Source organism: Streptosporangium sandarakinum (genome assembly GCF_050942225.1).
Lineage (GTDB): Bacteria > Actinomycetota > Actinomycetes > Streptosporangiales > Streptosporangiaceae > Streptosporangium > Streptosporangium nondiastaticum.
This window is the reverse complement of record NZ_CP192034.1, coordinates 2,077,994-2,095,783: the sequence shown is the minus strand read 5'-3', so window position 1 is coordinate 2,095,783 and position 17,790 is coordinate 2,077,994. Positions and strand designations below refer to the sequence as shown.

Genomic DNA, 17,790 nt, shown 5'->3' with positions numbered 1-17,790 from the left:
ATCCCTATTTCATGGCATATCTCCAGGTCGTGACCTTATTGGTACCGCAGGGTTAGCCCGAGGTGCCCTTCACGGCTTTACGTTGTGCTCCATGACGGAGAACGGGGACGCGACTCCTCTTGTCGTGCTCAAGGACGTGAACAAACATTTCGGCAGCCTTCACGTCCTGCACGACATCAACCTGACCATCTCCCGCGGCGAGGTCGTGGTCGTCATCGGCCCCTCGGGCAGCGGCAAGTCGACTCTGTGCCGGGCGATCAACCGGCTGGAGACCATCGACGGGGGAACGATCACCTTCGACGGGCAGCCGCTCGCGGCCGAGGGCAAGGCCCTGGCCCGGCTGCGGTCGGAGGTCGGCATGGTGTTCCAGTCCTTCAACCTGTTCGCGCACAAGACGATCCTCGAGAACGTCACGCTGGGGCCGATCAAGGTGCGGGGCGTCGCCAGGGCCGAGGCCGAGCGCCGGGGCATGGAGCTGCTGGAACGGGTCGGGATCGGCGCGCAGGCGTCGAAGTACCCGGCGCAGCTCTCCGGCGGCCAGCAGCAGCGGGTGGCCATCGCCCGCGCCCTCGCCATGGACCCCAAGATGATCCTCTTCGACGAGCCGACGTCCGCGCTGGACCCCGAGATGGTCCAGGAGGTGCTCGACGTCATGGTGCGGCTCGCCGCCGAGGGCATGACGATGGTGGTCGTCACCCACGAGATGGGGTTCGCCCGCCGCGCGGCCGACCGGGTGGTGTTCATGGCCGACGGCCAGATCGTCGAGGAGAACGCCCCCGACGAGTTCTTCACCGCTCCCCGGACCGAGCGCGCCAAGGACTTCCTCTCCAAGATCCTTACGCACTGACGGCTCTGACCCCCCTTTTTTAACGAAAGACGAGGTAGCAGTATGCGTGTACGTCGTGTTGGAGCCGTGGTGCTCGCGGCGGCGGCGATGGCGGCCGGCCTGACCGCGTGCAGCGGCGGCGGTGACGACAAGTTCGTCGTGGGCATCAAGTTCGACCAGCCCGGCCTCGGCCAGAAGCAGCCCGACGGCTCGTTCAAGGGCTTCGACGTCGACGTGGCGAAGTACCTCGCCAAGGAGCTCGGCTACGCCGACGACAAGGTGGAGTTCAAGGAGGCCATCTCGGCCAACCGCGAGTCGTTCATCCAGCAGGGCCAGGTCAAGATCGTGATCGCCACTTACTCGATCACCGACGACCGCAAGAAGAAGGTCGGCTTCGCCGGCCCCTACCTGGTGACCGGCCAGGACATCCTGACCCGCGCGGACGACACGTCGATCAACAGCGTGGAGGACCTGAAGGCCAAGAAGGTCTGCGGCGCCCAGGGCTCGTCCTCGCCCGCGCGCCTGGTCGAGAAGTTCGGCGACGCCTGGAAGGGCCAGTACCTCACCGAGCAGCAGGGCTACGGCGCCTGCCTGCCGCTGCTGGAGAACAAGCAGGTGGACGCGATCTCCACCGACGCGACGATCCTCGCCGGGTTCGCCGCCCAGTCGCCCGGCAAGTTCCGCCTCGTCGGCAAGCCCTTCTCCGAGGAGAAGTACGGCGTCGGCGTCAAGATGGACGACAAGGACACCCGCGAGAAGCTCAACAAGGCGATCGAGAAGATGTTCCAGGACGGCAGCTGGAAGAAGGCCGTCGACGCCAACTTCGGCGAGTTCGGCAAGTTCTTCGCGAACCCGCCGACCGTGGAGCGGTACTGACCGGGCACTGATCGACACTGATCGGCCATGAGTCGGCCGGGGCGTCCACGCGCCCCGGCCGACGGCCATTGGAGGGACGAGTGCAGGCACTCATCGACGAATTCCCGGCCATCAGGGAAGCCTTCTGGCTGACGATACGGCTCACGTTGGCCAGCGGGTTCATGGCGCTCGTGCTCGGGACGATCCTCGCCGCGATGCGGGTCAGCCCGCTGCCCGTACTGCGGACGATCGGCACGGCGTACGTCAACATCGTGCGGAACACCCCGCTGACCCTGGTGATCGTGTTCTGCGGCCTGGGCCTGGGGCTGGTCCTGGACGTCTCGTTCTCCACGAGCCTGTCCACCAACTACCTCTGGCTGTCGATCATCGGCCTGTCGGCCTACACGGCGGCGTTCGTCTGCGAGGCGATCAGGGCCGGGATCAACACCGTGCCGGTCGGCCAGGCGGAGGCGGCCCGGGCCATCGGCCTGACCTTCATGCAGAACCTGCGGCTGATCGTGCTGCCCCAGGCGCTGCGGTCGGTGGTCGCTCCGCTGGGCAGCATCCTGATCGCGCTGATCAAGAACACCACGGTCGCCGCCGCCATCGGCGTCGGTGAGGCGTCGCTGACCATGAAGACGCTGTTCGAGTCGCACGGCGACGCGGTCGTGCCGATCTTCTTCGGGTTCGCGGTGGCGTTCCTGGTCCTGACCCTGCCCACCGGACTGCTGTTCACCTGGCTGTCCAAGCGACTGGCGGTGATCCGATGACCAGCACCACCCTGACCGCGGAACCCAAGCCGGCGCGCGAGCGGACCCGCCCCGCCGAGCGGGCCAGCGTCCTGTACGACGTGCCCGGGCCGAAGGCGCGGCTGCGGAACACCGTGCTGACGGTCCTGGTGGTCCTCGTCGCGCTGTTCGCCGTCTACGCGTTGATCACGAAGCTCGACGAGAAGAAACAGCTCGACGCGGCCCTGTGGACCCCCTTCCTCCGGGGCGACGTGTGGGTCAACCTCATCCTCCCCGGCCTGCTGAACACCCTCAGCGCCGCGCTGGTCGCCGCGGTGATCGCCGTGCCGTTCGGCTTCGTGTTCGGCATCGCCCGGCTGTCCGAGCACTCCTGGATCCGCGTTCCCGCGGGTGCCGTGGTCGAGTTCTTCCGGGCGATCCCGCTGCTGATGATGATCTTCGCGGTGATGTACGGCGGAAGCGCGGTCTTCGGGCTGACCGTGACCCCGTTCACGGCCGTGGTGACCGGCCTGGTCCTCTACAACGGGTCGGTGCTGGCGGAGATCGTGCGGTCCGGCATCCTGTCCGTGCCGCGCGGCCAGTCGGAGGCGGCGCTGGCGATCGGGCTGCGCAAGGGGCAGGTCATGCGGATGATCCTGCTTCCGCAGGCGGTCACGGCCATGATGCCGGCGATCGTGGCGCAGCTCGTCGTGCTGCTGAAGGACACGGCCCTGGGCTTCATCGTCTCCTTCGAGGACCTGCTGAACGCGGGCGCGCGGGTGCTGCCGTCCAACTTCAACAACATCATCCCCGCGGTGATGGTCATCGCGGTCGTCTACATCATCATCAACCTGATCGTCGGCGCCCTGGCCACGTGGCTGGAGCGGCGCAGCCGCCGCAGCCGCAGGACGGCCGCCCGGCCGGTCGCCCCGGCCGACTCCGTCGCCGCCCCCGGCGCGCCGGGCGGCGTGGCCACCGGGGACGACTAGCCCCGGCTTTCCCCGGACGCCGGTACGGCGGCGCCCGCGACCGGCCTTTCCGAGGGCGGTCACCGCGACTCGCGGTGACCGCCCTCCACCGTTTCCCGGAACCGTCCGGAAGCCGTACCGGGTCGTGCCGGCCGTACCGGATCGTTTCGGCCGTACCGGGGTCGCGGTGCCGTACCGGGGTCGTGCCGGCCGTACCGGGGTCGCGGCGCCGTGCCGGGGGGCCGGGGTCCGACGCCCGCGCGGGATGGGGGCCATATGGACGACACGCGCCGAGTTATCGGGCAGGATGACGTCATGTCCCCCGAGCAGGCCGTTCTGCCGTACGCCACCTGGCCTTCGCCGATATCCACCGCCGAGGTGGCCCGGTCCGGGCCGCGCCCGGCGTACCCGACGGTGGCCGGCGGGCAGGTGTGGTGGACCGAGGACCGCCCCGCCGAGGGCGGGCGGACCACGATCATGCGGCGCGACCCCGACGGCGCGCTCCACGAACTGCTGGCCGCGCCGTGGAGCGCCCGGACCCGCGTCCACGAGTACGGCGGACGCTCCTACGCGGTCGTCCCCGGCGGCGGCGTGGTGTTCGCCAACCTCGCCGACCAGCGCCTTCACCTGGTGCTCGCGGACGGCGAGCCCTGTCCGATCACGCCGGAGCCCGACCGGGACGCGGCGCTCCGCTACGCGGACATGACCGTCCGCGACGGCCGGGTCTGGTGCGTCCGGGAGCGGCACCACGACGACGGCCGGGTGAGCCGTTCGATCGTCTCGGTCCCGCTGGACGGCTCCGCCGAGCCGCACGAGCACGTCGGCGGGAGCGACTTCTACGCCTACCCGGAACTCTCCCCCGACGGGGAGCACCTGGCCTACATCTGCTGGGACCACCCGCGCATGCCGTGGAACGGTACAGAGCTGCGGATCACCCGCCTGGCGGACGGCCGCTCGCGGACGCTCTGCGGCGGGCCCGCCGAGTCGGTGCTGGCCCCCCGCTGGTGCGGCGACCGCCACCTGTACCTCGTCTCCGACCGGTCGGGCTGGTGGAACCTCTACCGGATCGCACTGGACGGCACCGCTCCGGAGGCGCTCCACCCGGCGGAGGAGGAGTTCGCCGGGCCGCTGTGGCAGCTCGGCGCCCACCCCTACGCCGTGCTGGACGACGGGCGGATCGCGGTCCTGCACGGGCGGGGAGACCTGCGGCTGGGCGTCCTCGACCCGGCCGACGGCACGCTGACCGACCTGGACGTGCCCTACACCGGCTGGGCCCCGGTCCTCGACCGCGACGGGCGCTCACTCGCCGGGATCGGGTACGGCCCGGCGACGCCCCGCTCGATCGTTCGCCTGGACCTCCCGACCGGACGCGCCGAGGAGCTCCGGCAGGACGCCGAGGAGCCGCCGGAGGCCGCCTACCTCCCGGTCGCGCGGAGCGTGGAGATCGAGGGCCGGTCCGGCCGGCGGGTCCACGCGTTCGTCCACCCGCCGTCGAACCCACGGTGCCGCGGGGAGGGCGCCCCTCCCTACATCGTGTCCGTCCACGGCGGCCCCACCTCGCACAGCACGAGCGCACCCGAACTGGAGAAGGCGTTCTTCACCAGCCGGGGCATCGGCGTGCTCGACGTCAACTACGGCGGCTCCACCGGATACGGCCGCGCCTACCGCGACCGGCTGCGCGGCGAGTGGGGGGTGGTGGACGTCGAGGACGTGATCGCCGCCGCCGGGTGGCTGGCGGCTCAGGGGCTGGCCGATCCGGCGCGGATCGCGATCCGGGGCGGCAGCGCGGGCGGCTGGACCGTCATGGCGGCCTGCTGTGCCTCCGACGCGTTCGCCGGCGGTGTCTCCTACTACGGGGTGAGCGCGCTCGGCCCGCTCGTCGCCGCCACCCACGACTTCGAGTCCCGCTACGTCGAGTGGCTCGTCGGCCCGGAGGACCCCGCCCTGTACGCCTCCCGCGAGCCGCTCGCCCGGGTAGCCGGGGTGAGCTGCCCGATGCTGCTCCTGCAGGGTCTCTCCGATCCGGTGGTGCCGCCCGCCCAGTCGCGGGCGTTCGCCGACGCGCTCGCCGAGCGCGGCGTCCCGTGCACCTACATGACCTTCGAGGGCGAGTCCCACGGTTTCCGCCGCGTGGAGACCCGCAGCGCGGCCCTGGCCACCGAACTCGCCTTCTACCAGCAGATCTTCCGAGTCTGAGAGGCCCGGCACCGGCCCGTCCCGGCCGTCCCGCGGACCGGCCCGTCCCGGCCGTCCCGCGGACCGGCCCGTCCCGGCCACCCCGCGGACCGGTGGGCACAGACCGGCGGGTTCGGCCCCCGTCAGGGCCGTCCCGCGGGCCGGAGCGCGGACCGGCCGGGACGGACGGGAGAGTGGGCCGGGCGGGTTCAGCGTGCGAACTCGGTGGCGCGGGACTCCCGCACGACCGTGATGCGGATCTGCCCGGGATAGGTGAGCTCCTCCTCCACCTGCTTGGCCACGTCGCGGGCGATCACCTGGGCCTGGATGTCGTCCACCCCGTCGGGCTTCACCATGACGCGGACCTCCCGGCCGGCCTGCATGGCGAAGACCTTGTCGACGCCGTCGTAGGAGGTGGCGATCTCCTCCAGCCGCTCCAGCCGCTTGACGTACGCCTCCAGCGACTCGCGCCGGGCGCCCGGCCGGCCGCCGCTGATGGCGTCGGCCGCCTGGGTCAGCACCGCCTCGACGGTCTTGACCTCCACCTCGTTGTGGTGGGCCTCGATGGCGTGGACGACGTCCTCGTGCTCGCCGTACCGTCTGGCGATCTCCGCGCCGATGAGCGCGTGGCTGCCCTCGACCTCGTGGGTGAGGGCCTTGCCGATGTCGTGCAGGACGGTGCAGCGCTTGAGCAGCGTGGGGTCGAGCCGCAGCTCGGCGGCCATGATCCCGGCGATGTGGGCCGACTCGATGAGGTGGCCCAGCACGTTCTGGCCGTAGGAGGTGCGGTAGCGGAGCTGGCCGAGCAGGGTGACCAGTTCCGGGTGCATGTCGGTGAGGCCCAGCTCCACCAGGGCGTCCTCGCCGGCGCGTACGCACAGCTCCCGGACCTCCGCCTTGCTGCGCTCGTACGCCTCCTCGATCCGCTGGGGGTGGATGCGCCCGTCGAGCACGAGCTTCTCCAGGGTCAGCCGGGCGGTCTCCCGGCGGACCGGGTCGAAGCACGACAGGAGGACCGCCTCGGGCGTGTCGTCGATGATGAGGTTGACCCCGGTCGTCGTCTCGAAGGCTCGGATGTTGCGGCCCTCGCGGCCGATGATGCGGCCCTTCATCTCGTCGCCCGGCAGGTGCAGGACGCTGACGACGGACTCGGCGGTCTGCTCGGTGGCCACCCGCTGGACCGCCAGGGTGACGATCTTGGTGGCGCGCTTCTCGCCCTCCTTACGGGCGTCGCCCTCGATCTGCCGGATGATCAGGGCGGCCTCGCGCTTGGCCTGGTTCTCGATCTCCCGCACCAGCTCGGTCTTGGCCTCGTCGCCGGTGAGGCCGGCGACCCGCTCCAGGACGGCCCTGCGCTCCTCGGCGACCCGGTCCAGCTCCTCCCGGCGGGCGACCAGCTCGGTCTCGGTCTCGGCGAGCTTGCGGGCCCGCTCGGCCTGGCGCCTCGCCTCCTCGTCCAGGCGCTGCTCCCGCTCGGCCAGCCGGTTCTCCCGGCGCTCCAGGTCGGAGCGGAGCTCCTTGATCTCGTACTTCAGGCCCCGGCTCTCCGCCTCGGCCTCCTTGCGCAACTCCGCGGCCGCCTCGACGGCCAGCTCGGACCTGCGCAGGATCTCCCCCGCGTCGTTCTCCGCCTTGGCGCGGATGTCGGCGGCCTCCCGCCGGGCGGCCTCCAGTTCGGTCTGAACCTCGGCCATCTGCGCGGGAGAAGGGCCTATCGGCCCGCCACCGGTACGGCGCAGCAACACGATCAGCGCGACTATCGTCACCACCGAAAGAACCGCGACGGCCCCGGTCAGTATGACGACCACAATCGGATCCATGCGCGCCCCGCCCTCCTCGCGTCGCGGATATCAAGCATGCGAGGGGTCACACGCACGGCACGGAGAAGTCAGGCGGTGTCGTCACCGTGGCAGGTGCCGACCGAGGGTCCGCTCCACACCGGCTGATCACGCCGGCGCATTGTCCGCCCTCATCCGCCGCATTTGTTCGCCCGTAATCAACCGTTATGACAATCCGCGCTGCGCGGAGTAACTCCTCACTGTCGTCGAGGCTAAGCGGCAAACAGGTAACGGGCAAGCAAAGGCACACCATGAACCGGAGGGCTCACCAAAGGGATGACCAAGGAACCCGGAACGGAGGGCTATTCGAAGGGATGATCGAGATCGTCGGGGAAGGCCTGGCCGTCCGACTCCTCGTTCTCCAGGGCTTCGCGGACCACGCGGAACGCCAGCCCCGGGCCGTATCCCTTACGGGCGAGCATGCCCGCCAGCCTGCGGGTCCGGACGGCACGATCCAGACCCCGGGTGGCGGAGAGCTTGCGCGCCACCAGCCTGCGGGCGGTCTCCTCCTCCTGCTCGGGGTCGAGCTGTTCCACGGCCTCCTTCACCGTGTCCTCGTCGACCCCGCGGTGCCGGAGCTCCGAGGCGAGCGCCCTGCGGGCCAGCCCCCGCCCGGTGTGGCGCGAGCTCACCCAGGCGGCGGCGAACGCCTCGTCATCGATGAGCCCGACCTCGGAGAACCGTTCGAGCACCGCCTCGGCCGCCTCGTCCGGCACGTCGCGCTTGCGCAACGCCTCGGCGAGCTGCGCCCGGGTGCGCGGCCCCATGGTCAGCAGCCGCAGGCAGATGGCACGCGCCACCGCCTGCGGGTCGGCGTCGGGTCCCTGGCTCGCCGGGGAACCCTCGACCGGCCCGTCCGGGAGTCGTCCGTCGGGGGCGCCCCGGGAACGCCTCCCTCCGCGCCGGCCCTCGCGCCTTCCCCCCTTCCGGGAGGGGCCCGAGGGCTCGGGCACGTCAGGCCAGGCGCCCCAGTCCCGCGGTCCGGCCTGGCCGGCCGGACCGGAGTCGGGCCCCGTCGGTCCCGTCGTCATCGACCGGTCCCGGATCAGACGTCACCCGGCTTGGGGGTCGCCTTGGAACCCCGGCCGGACGCGGCGGGAGCGGGAGCGGGAGCGGCGGGCGGGGCGGCCGGGCTGTCGAGGCGCGGGCCGATGCCGAGCTTCTCCTTGATCTTCTTCTCGATCTCGTTGGCCATGTCGGGGTGGTTCCGCAGGAAGTTGCGGGCGTTCTCCTTGCCCTGGCCGAGCTGGTCGCCCTCGTAGGTGTACCAGGCGCCGGACTTGCGGACGAAGCCGTGCTCGACACCCATGTCGATCAGACCGCCCTCGCGGGAGATGCCGACGCCGTAGAGGATGTCGAAGTCGGCCACGCGGAAGGGCGGGGCCATCTTGTTCTTGACGACCTTCACCCGGGTGCGGTTGCCGACCGCCTCCGTGCCGTCCTTGAGCGTCTCGATGCGGCGGATGTCGAGACGGACCGAGGCGTAGAACTTCAGCGCCTTTCCACCGGTCGTGGTCTCGGGCGAGCCGAACATGACGCCGATCTTCTCGCGGAGCTGGTTGATGAAGATCGCCGTGGTGCCGGTGCTGTTGAGCGCGCCGGCCACCTTGCGCAGGGCCTGGGACATCAGGCGCGCCTGGAGGCCGACGTGGCTGTCGCCCATCTCGCCCTCGATCTCGGCCTTGGGCACCAGGGCCGCGACCGAGTCGATGACCAGCAGGTCGACCGCGCCGGACCGGATCAGCATGTCGGCGATCTCCAGCGCCTGCTCACCGGTGTCGGGCTGGGAGACGAGCAGCGCGTCGGTGTCGACGCCCAGCTTCTTGGCGTACTCGGGGTCGAGGGCGTGCTCGGCGTCGATGAACGCCGCGATGCCCCCGGCCTTCTGGGCGTTGGCCACCGCGTGCAGGGCGACCGTGGTCTTACCCGAGGACTCGGGACCGTAGATCTCGATGATGCGGCCGCGCGGGAACCCGCCGATGCCGAGGGCGACGTCGAGCGCGATGGAGCTGGTCGGGATCACTTCGATGGGCGCCCGCGCCTCGTCGCCGAGACGCATGACGGAGCCCTTGCCGAACTGCCGCTCGATCTGGGCGAGAGCGGTCTCGAGCGCCTTCTCGCGGTCGTTAGCTGCCATGGGAGCCCCCCTGGAGGGTCACGGGATGAATCGGTTGCCAGAAAGCTACGGGGTGCGACCGACATTTTCTGGAAGAGCACGCCATCGATGGCGGCGTGTCCAATATAGCCGAACGATTGTTCGATCGAGGTTCGACGCCCCCGTCCGTCCCACGGCGCCCCGCGTCGCGGAGCGGACCGGCGCGGACCGGCGGCTCAGCGCCAGCCGACGGCTCAGCACCAGCCGGCGGCTCAGCGCAGACCGGCGGCGACGTCGGACACCTTGCACACGGCCCGCCAGACGTCCTTGGCGGCGACGCCCTCGGCCAGCGCCTGGTTCACCGTCCTGCCGTCCAGGTCGGCGATGACGTAGTCGCGGGCCCACGACTCGGCGTAGGCGTCACCGAAGTGGAGTCTCATCCGGTTCCAGAAGTCCGACAGGCGCATGGCTCCAGTGTGACCCCTCCCCACGATGCTCGTGACCGGACGCCCCGGAGGCGGTGCTCCGGGCGGGCGGTTCTGTCGGTGGCGGAGGGCAGTATGGATCCGTGACCGGCTCAGCGCTCGACCACTTCGGCCCGATGACCAGGGAATGGTTCGCCGGCGCCTTCGCCGCGCCCACCGCCGCCCAGGAGGGGGCGTGGGCCTCGATCGCCCGCGGGGACAACACCCTCGTCGTCGCGCCCACCGGTTCCGGCAAGACACTGGCGGCGTTCCTGTGGTCGCTCGACCGGCTGGCCGCCGAGCGCGCGGCCGAGGCCGGCGGCGCGGACGGCGGGCCGGGCTCCGCGCCCCCGCCCGGCGGGACCGCGCGGGGCGCCCGCGACTCCGGCGACCGGCGGGGCACGCGGGGCTCCGGCGGGTCCCGTGGGCGCACGCGCGAGGACGGTGAGGCCGCCCGGCGCTGCCGGGTGCTCTACGTGTCGCCGCTCAAGGCGCTGGCGGTCGACGTCGAGCGCAACCTCCGGGCGCCGCTGACCGGGCTGCGTCAGACCGCCCGGCGGCTCGGGCTGCCGGCGCCGGAGATCTCCGTGGCGATCCGGTCGGGCGACACCTCACCGGAGGAACGGCGCCGGTTCGCGGCCAGGCCCGCCGACATCCTCATCACCACCCCCGAGTCGCTGTTCCTGCTGCTGACCAGCCAGGCCCGCGAGGCGCTGCGCGGGGTGGAGACGGTCATCGTCGACGAGGTGCACGCGGTGGCGGGCACCAAGCGCGGCGCCCACCTGGCCCTCACCCTGGAGCGGCTCGACGCGCTGCTCCCCGCCCCCGCGCAGCGCGTCGGCCTGTCGGCGACCGTGCGCCCGGTGAGCGAGGTCGCCGAGTTCCTCGGCGGTCCCCGCCCGGCCGTCGTGGTGCAGCCCCCCTCGGAGAAGGAGATCGAGATCGAGGTCGTCGTCCCGGTCGAGGACATGACCGAGCTCGACTCCGCCCCGGCGCGGCCGTCCTCCGGTGACGGCGACGGACCCGGCGGAGGTCCCGGCGACGGCGCCGGCGACGATCTCGGCGACGACCGCTGGCTCACCGAGCCGCCCGCCCGGCGGTCCATCTGGCCGCACGTCGAGGAGCGGCTGTTCGACCTGATCGGCGCCCACCGCTCGACGATCGTGTTCGCCAACTCCCGGCGGCTGGCCGAGCGGCTCTGCACCCGGCTCAACGAGCTGGCCTGGGAGCGGCGGCCCGACGACACCGGCGGCACGGGGGAGGCCGGCTCCCCGCCGCCCGCCTCGTCCGCCGCCCCGGCGGAGATGATGGCGCAGGCGGGCGCGTCCAAGGGCGTGGTCCCGGAGATCGTCCGGGCCCACCACGGGTCGGTGTCGAAGCAGGAGCGCGCGGCGATCGAGGACGCCCTCAAGTCCGGGCGGCTGCCCGCCGTCGTCGCGACCTCCAGCCTGGAGCTCGGCATCGACATGGGCGCGGTCGACCTGGTCGCCTGCGTGGAGTCGCCGCCGAGCGTCTCCAGCGGCCTGCAGCGGATCGGCCGGGCCGGTCACCGGGTGGGGGCGGTCTCCCGCGGCGTGATCTTCCCCAAGTACCGCGGTGACCTGGTGCAGACGGCGGTGGTGGCCGAGCGGATGTGCGCCGGGGAGATCGAGGAGCTGCGTTACCCCCGCAACCCGCTCGACGTGCTCGCCCAGCAGATCGTGGCGATGACGGCGCTCGACGAGTGGACGGTGGACGACCTGGAGGCCCTGGTACGGCGGGCCGCGCCGTACCGGACGCTGCCCCGCGGCGCCCTGGAGGCGACGCTCGACATGCTCGCCGGGCGCTACCCGAGCGAGGAGTTCGCCGAGCTGCGCCCGCGGATCGTCTGGGACCGCGTCACGGGCGTCCTGCGGGGCCGGCCGGGAGCGCAGCGGCTGGCCGTGACCAACGGCGGCACGATCCCCGACCGGGGGCTGTTCGGCGTGTTCCTGGCCGGGGAGAAGTCCTCGCGGGTGGGCGAGCTGGACGAGGAGATGGTCTACGAGTCGCGGGTGGGCGACGTGTTCGTGCTGGGCGCGACGTCCTGGCGGATCGAGGACATCACGGCCGACCGGGTCCTGGTCTCCCCCGCGCCCGGCCGGCCGGGCAAGCTGCCGTTCTGGCACGGTGACAGCGCGGGGCGCCCGGCCGAGCTGGGCCGGGCGATCGGCGCCTTCCTCCGCGAGGTGTCCGCCTCGGGAGGCGGGGCGCCGGAGCGGATCCGGGCGGCCGGGTTCGACGGGTTCGCCGCGGCCAACCTCCTGTCCTACCTCGCCGAGCAGCGGGAGGCCACGGGTTACGTCCCCGACGACCGGACGCTGGTGGTCGAGCGGTTCCACGACGAGCTGGGCGACTGGCGCGTCGTGCTGCACTCGCCGTACGGCGCGCGGGTGCACGCGCCGTGGGCCCTGGCGATCGGGCGGCGGCTGCGCGAGCGCTACGGCGTCGACGTCCAGGCGATCCACTCCGACGACGGGATCGTGCTGCGCATCCCGGACACGCTCTCCGACCCCCCGTCCGACGTCGCGGTCTTCGACGCCGAGGAGATCGAGCGGATCGTCACCGAGGAGCTCGGCGGCTCGGCGCTGTTCGCCGCGCGCTTCCGGGAGTGCGCGGGGCGGTCCCTGCTGCTGCCGCGCCGCACGCCCGGCAGGCGCACCCCGCTGTGGCAGCAGCGGCAGCGGGCCTCGCACCTGCTGGCCGTGGCGAGCCGCTACGCCTCGTTCCCGGTCGTGCTGGAGACGATGCGCGAGTGCCTGCAGGACGTCTTCGACGTGCCGGGCCTGGTCCGGCTCATGCGCGACATCGCGGCGCGGCGGGTGCGGCTGGTCGAGGTGGAGACCTCCCAGGCGTCGCCGTTCGCCGCGTCGCTGCTGTTCAACTATGTCGGCGCGTTCATGTACGAGGGCGACGCCCCGCTGGCCGAGCGCCGCGCCCAGGCGCTGGCGCTCGACACGACCCTGCTGGCCGAGCTGCTGGGCCAGGCCGACCTGCGCGAGCTGCTCGACCCCGACGTCATCGCCGACACCGAGCGCGAGCTGGCGCGGCTCGACCGGCCGCTGCGCGACGCCGAGGACCTCGCCGACCTGCTGCGCTCGCACGGCCCGCTGCTCGCCGAGGACGTCGGCCTGCGCGGGGGCGACCCGGCGTGGCTGGCCGGCCTGGAGGAGGCCCGGCGGGCGATCAGGGTGCGGATCGCCGGTCAGGAGCGGTGGGCGGCGATCGAGGACGCCTCCCGGCTGCGCGACGCGCTCGGCGTGCCGCTGCCGGTCGGCGTGCCGCAGGCGTTCCTGGAGCCGGTGGACGACCCGCTGGGCGATCTGGTCGCCCGGCACGCCCGCACCCGCGCCCCGTTCGCGGCGGCCACGGCCGCGGCGCGGTTCGGCCTGGGGCAGGCGGTCGTCACCGACGCGCTGCGCCGCCTGGCCGCGGCGGGCCGGGTGGTGAGCGGGGAGTTCCGGCCCGGCGGCCGGGGCGAGGAGTGGTGCGACGCCGGGGTGCTGCGGCTGCTGCGCCGCAGGTCGCTGGCCCGGCTCCGCAAGGAGGTCGAGCCGGTCTCCCCCGAGACGCTCGCGGCCTTCGCCCCCGCCTGGCACGGCGTCACCGGCGCCTCCCGGGGGAGCAGGCCGCCGATCGACGCGCTGGTGGGTGCGATCGAGCAGCTCCAGGGCGCGGCGGTGCCCGCCTCCGCGCTGGAGACGCTGGTCCTGCCCTCCCGGGTGCCGGGATACGACCCGTCGCTGCTGGACGAGCTGACCTCCTCGGGCGAGGTCGTCTGGGCCGGTCAGGGATCGCTGCCGGGCGCGGACGGCTGGGTGGCGCTGTACTTCGCCGACACCGCGCCCCTGCTGATGCCCGAGCCACTGGAGATCACCATGACCCCGCTGCACGAGGCGGTCCTGTCCGCCCTCGGTGGCGGGGGCGCGCTGTTCTTCCGCGAGTTGGGCGCCCGCGCCGGCGCGCTCCTCGCGTCCGGCCCGTCCCCGGACGACGTGGTGCTCACGGCCGCGGTGTGGGACCTCGTGTGGGCGGGCCGGATCACCGGTGACACGCTGGCGCCGCTGCGCGCCACCCTCGGCACCGGACGCCCGGCGCACCGCCCGGCCACCACCCGCAGGCGGCGGCCGGTGCTGCCCAGCCGCAGCGGCCCGCCGACCGTGAGCGGGCGCTGGTGGCTGCTGCCGGAGCCCGCGGGGGACGCCACCCAGCGGGCGCACGCCCAGGCCGAGACGCTGCTGGAGCGGCACGGCGTGGTGACCCGGGGCGCGGTGGCCGCCGAGCGGCTGCCCGGCGGGTTCGCCGCCGTCTACCAGGTCCTGCGCGCGTTCGAGGAGAGCGGCCGCTGCCGCCGGGGCTACTTCGTCGAGGGCCTGGGCGGGGCGCAGTTCGCCCTGCCGGGCGCCGTGGACCGCATGCGCGCCGCGGCGAGCCCGCTCCGGCCCGCCGAGCCGGCCCCCGACCTCTGGAGCACCCGGAAGCCCGTGGCGGACGTGCCACGGGCGGTGGTGCTGGCCGCCGCCGACCCGGCCAACCCGTACGGCGCCGCCCTGCCGTGGCCCTCCCATCCCGGGGAGGTGTCCCACAAGCCGGGCCGCAAGGCGGGCTCCCTGGTGGTGCTCGTCGACGGGCATCTGGTGCTCTACGTCGAGCGCGGCGGCAAGACCCTGCTGTCCTTCGCCGGCGGTGAGCGGCTGCGGCCCGCCGTGGACGCCCTGGCGCTGGCGGTGCGCGACGGCGCCCTCGGGAAGCTGACCGTGGAGCGCGCGGACGGCTCGGCCGTGGGCGACTCCCCCCTGGCCGCCGCGCTGGAGGCCGCCGGGTTCCATCCGACCCCGCGCGGCCTGCGCCTGCGCGCCTGACCGGAGACCGCCGTACGGTTCCGGGAGCACCCGCTCGCGGGCCCGGCCGGAGCCGGTCAGACGGTTCCGGGAACCACCCGCGCGCGGATCCTGCCGGGGCCGGTCAGACGGTTCCGGGAACCACCCGCGCGCGGGCCCGGCCGGGGCCGGTCAGACGGTTTCGGAGAAGACCTGCTCGCGGGCCTGGCCGAGGGCCGAGACCAGAGCCCCGCGCAGCACGGGGTTGCCCTCGACCCGTGAGACCACGACCCGCGGCCGGCTCGGGCAGATCCTGGCCACCGCCTCCTCGACCCTGGCCGCGAGCGTGGGGCCGCCGGCGCGGCCGACGTCGCCGCTGAGCACGACCAGGCCGGGGTCCAGCACCACCGAGACCGCCGCCACGCCGACGGCCAGCCGGCCGGCCAGCTCGACGAGGAAGTCCTCCGCGCCCTCCTCGACGGCCGCGCGGACGTGGTCGCCCAGGGACGCGGACACGTCGGAGAGAGTGACCCCGCGCGAGCCGTTCGCGGAACCCGCCGCGTCGGCGCCGCCGATCCCGGCCCCTGGGACCGGCACGGAGAGCGGTACGGAGACCGGCGCGCGGCCGGAGCCGATGCCGTGCGCGCCGGCCAGGCCGCGCACGGCGTCCCCGCCGACCAGGCGCTGGAAGGAGCCCGACTGCGGCTCGTGCACGTCGGTGGGGAGCGGCTCCCCCGGCACCGGGAGCCAGCCGATCTCGCCCGCGCCGCCGGTGAAGCCCCGGTGCAGCCGCCCTCCGAGCATGACCCCGAGTCCCTGGCCGACCCCGGCCCAGACGAGCACGAAGTCGTCCAGTCCCGCGGCGGCGCCGTGGACGTGCTCGGCCAGCGCGGCGAGGTTGACGTCGTTCTCTATCCGCACGGGGACGTCGAGGGCGTCGCGAAGTCCGGCGAGCACCCCCACGTGCCAGGACGGCAGGTCGAAGGAGAAGCGGACGTCGCCGGTGGCCGGGTCGACGACGCCGCGGGTGCCGATCACGAAGGCGCGCAGCCGGGAGCGGGTGATGCCGGCCGACGCGCAGACCTTGTCGACGGCGCCGCAGACCAGGCGGACCGGGTCGTCGTGGCCGTTGGGGTCCACCGACACCTCGGCCACGGTCTCGCCGGTGATGTCGGCCACCGCCGCGCTGACCCGGCCGGGCTGGACGTCCAGCCCGGCGGCGTACGCGCACGACGGCACGAGGCCGTAGAGGGCGGCGTTGGGGCCGCGCCCGCCCGCCTGCTCGCCGACCACCGCGACGAGCCCGCGCTCTTCCAGTCGGGCCAGCAGCTGCCCCGCGGTGACCTTGGACAGGCCGGTGTGCTCTCCCAGCTCGGCCCGGGTCAGGGGTCCGCCGGCCAGCAGCAGTTCCAGCGCCGCCCGATCGTTGAGCTGGCGCAGCAGCCGGGGTGTTCCCGGGCGTCTGGGCAAGGTCCGCTCCCCCCGTCACGATCCGCTAACGGTCGTTTCTTTTAAGAAAGTTTATTGTTAGTTTAACCATGGTCAGCCCGCAGGCGACAGTCCCGCGGGCCACAGGACGCCCACTCCGCCCGGAGCGCGCTCAGGTCGCGGGGACCCGAGCCGACAGCCCGAAGAGCGTCACCCCCGTTGAAAGCCGGAAAGGGAGAACTCCAGTGAAGTTCGCGAGAATCGCCACCACGACGGCCGCCACCGCCGCCCTCGCGCTGGGCCTGGCCGCCTGCAGCGGCTCTGATTCGTCCGATGGCGCCGCCACCTCCGGGGCGTCGGCGCCGGCCGCCTCCGGCCCCAAGTTCGCCGGTCAGACGCTCACCATGTGGCGGCTCGGCGACAGCAACCCCGCCGCCCAGAAGTACATGGACGAGCTGAACGCGGCCTTCGAGAAGGAGTCCGGCGCCAAGGTCAACCTCGAGTGGATCCCCTGGCCCCAGGTGAACGACAAGTTCACCGCCGCCGCCGCGGGCGGCGCCGGCCCGGACGTCACCGAGATCGGCAACGACCAGGTGCCGCTCTGGCAGAGCCAGGAGGCGCTGTCCCCGATCACCGAGCTCGTGCAGTCCGGTGACCAGGCGGAGATCCCGAAGAACCTCCTCGGCCTGGAGACCATCGACGGCGAGGTCTACGCCGTCCCGTGGGGCGCGGGCTCCCGCGCGGTGCTCTACCGCAAGGACTGGTTCAAGGATCTCGGCATCGAGGTTCCGAAGACCTGGGACGAGGTCGTCGCCGCGGCCAAGAAGATCCAGGAGAAGAAGGGCAAGGACGTCGACGGCTTCGCCTTCAACGGCGGCTCCGACGCCAACCACCTGCTCGCCGCGTTCGCCTGGTCCGAGGGCGGCGAGTACGCCGTCAAGGAGGGCGACAAGTGGGTCGGCAAGGTGACCGACCCCGCGTTCAAGGCCGGCTTCGCCACCTACACGGGCCTGGTCACCGACGGCCTGTCCAGCAAGTCGCGCCTCACCCAGAACACGGTGGACATCCGCAAGCGGTTCGCCAACGACAAGGTCGGCATGTACCTGACCGCCGGCTGGGACCTGCCGGGCATCGAGGAGGACAGCAAGGGCAAGCTGAAGGGCGACAAGCTGGGCTTCTTCCCGCTCCCCGCCAAGACCGGCGGTGAGGCCCCGTCCTTCTTCGGCGGCAACGACATCACCGTCTGGGGCAGCGCGAAGAACAAGGAGCTGGCGGCCGCCTACGTCAAGATGGCCACGAACAAGGAGTGGGCCGGCCGCTACGCCTCCGAGGGCGGCCTGCTGCCGATCTACCCCGAGGCGCTGGCGAAGCTGAAGGACGACCCGGCGCAGGCCCCGTTCGCCGCCGCCTTCGCCAAGGCCAAGGCGTTCCCCGCCGACTCCAACTGGACCGAGGCCAACGAGACCAAGGCCGTGCTGCAGAACGCCGCCCGGTCGGTCATCGAGGGCAAGGCCAGCGCCGACGATGCCCTGGCCAAGGCCAACAAGGAAATCGAAGAGATCCTGAACCAGTAGC

At 72.8% G+C, this 17,790-nt stretch carries 12 protein-coding genes; 7 read left to right on the top strand and 5 right to left on the bottom strand.

Features of this window, described 5'->3' with window-relative positions:
* Window positions 1-91 precede the first annotated feature (91 nt).
* The 5 genes from ACQP10_RS09840 to ACQP10_RS09820 all read left to right on the top strand — a co-directional run bounded on the left by ACQP10_RS09840 (window position 92) and on the right by ACQP10_RS09820 (window position 5,573).
* Complete coding sequence (locus ACQP10_RS09840; RefSeq protein WP_433541245.1) at window positions 92-847, top strand: amino acid ABC transporter ATP-binding protein; 756 nt, start codon at window positions 92-94, stop codon at window positions 845-847.
* 42 nt (window positions 848-889) lie between these two features.
* A complete protein-coding gene (locus ACQP10_RS09835; RefSeq protein WP_179818838.1) occupies window positions 890-1,702 on the top strand; it encodes a glutamate ABC transporter substrate-binding protein in 813 nt (270 codons plus the stop codon).
* 80 nt (window positions 1,703-1,782) lie between these two features.
* A complete protein-coding gene (locus ACQP10_RS09830; RefSeq protein WP_346020681.1) occupies window positions 1,783-2,451 on the top strand; it encodes an amino acid ABC transporter permease in 669 nt (222 codons plus the stop codon).
* Entirely contained in the window at window positions 2,448-3,398 is a 951-nt protein-coding gene (locus ACQP10_RS09825) for an amino acid ABC transporter permease (protein WP_346020682.1), read from the top strand. Before ACQP10_RS09830 ends, ACQP10_RS09825 begins: the two co-directional genes overlap by 4 nt.
* A 294-nt stretch (window positions 3,399-3,692) precedes the next feature.
* Window positions 3,693-5,573 (top strand): S9 family peptidase, encoded by a 1,881-nt coding sequence (locus ACQP10_RS09820; protein WP_433541244.1) that lies wholly within the window; start codon window positions 3,693-3,695, stop codon window positions 5,571-5,573.
* 188 nt (window positions 5,574-5,761) lie between these two features.
* Here ACQP10_RS09820 and rny read toward each other — a convergent pair whose 3' ends face one another.
* The 4 genes from rny to ACQP10_RS09800 form a co-directional block, all read right to left on the bottom strand.
* Window positions 5,762-7,372, bottom strand: coding sequence for a ribonuclease Y (rny, locus tag ACQP10_RS09815; protein WP_386150344.1), 1,611 nt, complete (start codon window positions 7,370-7,372; stop codon window positions 5,762-5,764).
* 320 nt (window positions 7,373-7,692) lie between these two features.
* Window positions 7,693-8,421 (bottom strand): recombination regulator RecX, encoded by a 729-nt coding sequence (recX, locus tag ACQP10_RS09810; protein WP_218911631.1) that lies wholly within the window; start codon window positions 8,419-8,421, stop codon window positions 7,693-7,695.
* A gap of 14 nt (window positions 8,422-8,435) precedes the next feature.
* Complete coding sequence (gene recA, locus ACQP10_RS09805) at window positions 8,436-9,527, bottom strand: recombinase RecA (protein WP_346020684.1); 1,092 nt, start codon at window positions 9,525-9,527, stop codon at window positions 8,436-8,438.
* A 230-nt stretch (window positions 9,528-9,757) separates the two neighbouring features.
* Window positions 9,758-9,952 carry a DUF3046 domain-containing protein gene (locus tag ACQP10_RS09800; RefSeq protein WP_179818844.1) on the bottom strand — a complete coding sequence of 65 codons (195 nt, stop codon included), beginning with the start codon at window positions 9,950-9,952 and terminating at the stop codon, window positions 9,758-9,760.
* A 134-nt stretch (window positions 9,953-10,086) separates the two neighbouring features.
* Here ACQP10_RS09800 and ACQP10_RS09795 point away from each other — a divergent pair, with 134 nt between their 5' ends.
* The gene (locus tag ACQP10_RS09795) at window positions 10,087-14,829 is read left to right on the top strand and encodes an ATP-dependent helicase (RefSeq protein WP_433541891.1); all 4,743 of its coding nucleotides are present in this window, start codon (window positions 10,087-10,089) and stop codon (window positions 14,827-14,829) included.
* Between the two features lie 150 nt (window positions 14,830-14,979).
* On the opposite strand, the gene ACQP10_RS09790 is transcribed toward ACQP10_RS09795, so the two are convergent.
* Window positions 14,980-16,257, bottom strand: coding sequence for an ROK family transcriptional regulator (locus ACQP10_RS09790; RefSeq protein WP_346020686.1), 1,278 nt, complete (start codon window positions 16,255-16,257; stop codon window positions 14,980-14,982).
* 203 nt (window positions 16,258-16,460) lie between these two features.
* Here ACQP10_RS09790 and ACQP10_RS09785 point away from each other — a divergent pair, with 203 nt between their 5' ends.
* Entirely contained in the window at window positions 16,461-17,789 is a 1,329-nt protein-coding gene (locus ACQP10_RS09785; RefSeq protein ID WP_346020687.1) for a sugar ABC transporter substrate-binding protein, read from the top strand.
* Window position 17,790 lies beyond the last annotated feature (1 nt).